The following is a 1,239-nucleotide window of genomic DNA, read 5'->3' on the forward strand; positions in this document are numbered from 1 at the left end:
TGATCTGCCCCCTTTGAAGTGGTCCTCCCTGAAGTATGATTTTCGGATGGAGGATAAGATCAATGGCAAGGAAGAGGCATACGGCTGAAGAGATCGTTGCGAAGCTGCGGCAGGTTGATGTGCTGATGGCACAGGGCCGGCAGGTAGCAGACGCAGTCCGAGCGATAGGCGTGACGGAAGTAACGTACTATCGATGGCGAAACGAGTACGGTGGCCTGAAGGGCGATCAGGTGAAGCGACTCAAAGAGCTGGAGACTGAGAACAATCGTCTCCGGCGAGCGGTGTCGGATCTGACGCTGGACAAGCTGATCCTGGCGGAGGCCGCAAAGGGAAACTTCTAAGCCCCTCCCGACGCCGTGCTTGCGTCGATCATGTAACAGCCGAGCTTGGCATCTCCGAGAGACGGGCGTGCCGGGCTTTGGGTCAACACCGATCGACGCAGCGCAAGACTCCAACGACACCCGATGACGAGGCGGCTTTGACTGCCGACATCATCGAGCTTGCCCGCCAATATGGCCGCTACGGATATCGCCGAATTACGGCGTTGCTTCGCAGAGCCGGCTGGATGGTGAACAAGAAGCGTGTTGAGCGGATCTGGCGATGCGAGGGGCTGAAGGTCCCCCTAAAACAACCTAAACGCGGGCGTCTCTGGTTCAACGACGGCTCATGCATCCGTCTGCGGCCGGAGCGACCCAACCATGTCTGGTCCTATGACTTCGTCGCCGACCGCACCCACGACGGCAAGGCGTTCCGGATGTTGTGCATCATCGACGAGTTCAGCCGTGAGAGCCTGGCCATCCGTGTCGCGCGGAAGCTCAAAGCAACTGACGTCATCGAAGCGCTCTGCGAGCTGTTCGTCTCGCGGGGCATCCCTGCGCACATACGTTCGGACAATGGCCCTGAGTTCGTCGCCGAGGCGCTGCGGGATTGGATCGCCACCGTCGGAGCCAGGACTGCTTACATCGAGCCGGGCAGTCCGTGGGAGAATGGCTATTGCGAGAGCTTCAACGGCAAGCTGCGCGATGAACTGCTCAACGGCGAAATCTTCTACACATTGAAGGAGGCCCAGATCGTGATCGAAAACTGGCGACGTCACTACAACACGGTGCGTCCACACTCATCGCTTGGATATCGACCACCGGCACCCGAAGCCATCGTCTGGCCAGCACCAAAGGAGGTAGTCAAAATGCAATCCCTAAACTAACATTCCGATCGGACCACTCAGTGGGGGCCGGTCAG

Annotated in this window: 1 protein-coding gene; it reads left to right on the top strand. The window is 58.9% G+C overall.

The window, feature by feature from the left end:
* Nucleotides 1-62: 62 nt before the first annotated feature.
* Nucleotides 63-1,204 (top strand): IS3 family transposase gene (locus AC1RM7_RS23815; RefSeq protein WP_085947356.1). Its coding sequence is split into 2 segments (ribosomal slippage): nt 63-327 and nt 327-1,204, totalling 1,143 coding nucleotides; the frame shifts between segments, so codons are not numbered across the junction.
* The last annotated feature ends 35 nt before the right edge of the window (nt 1,205-1,239 follow it).

This window comes from Afipia sp. GW822-FHT03D08 (genome assembly GCF_058801645.1).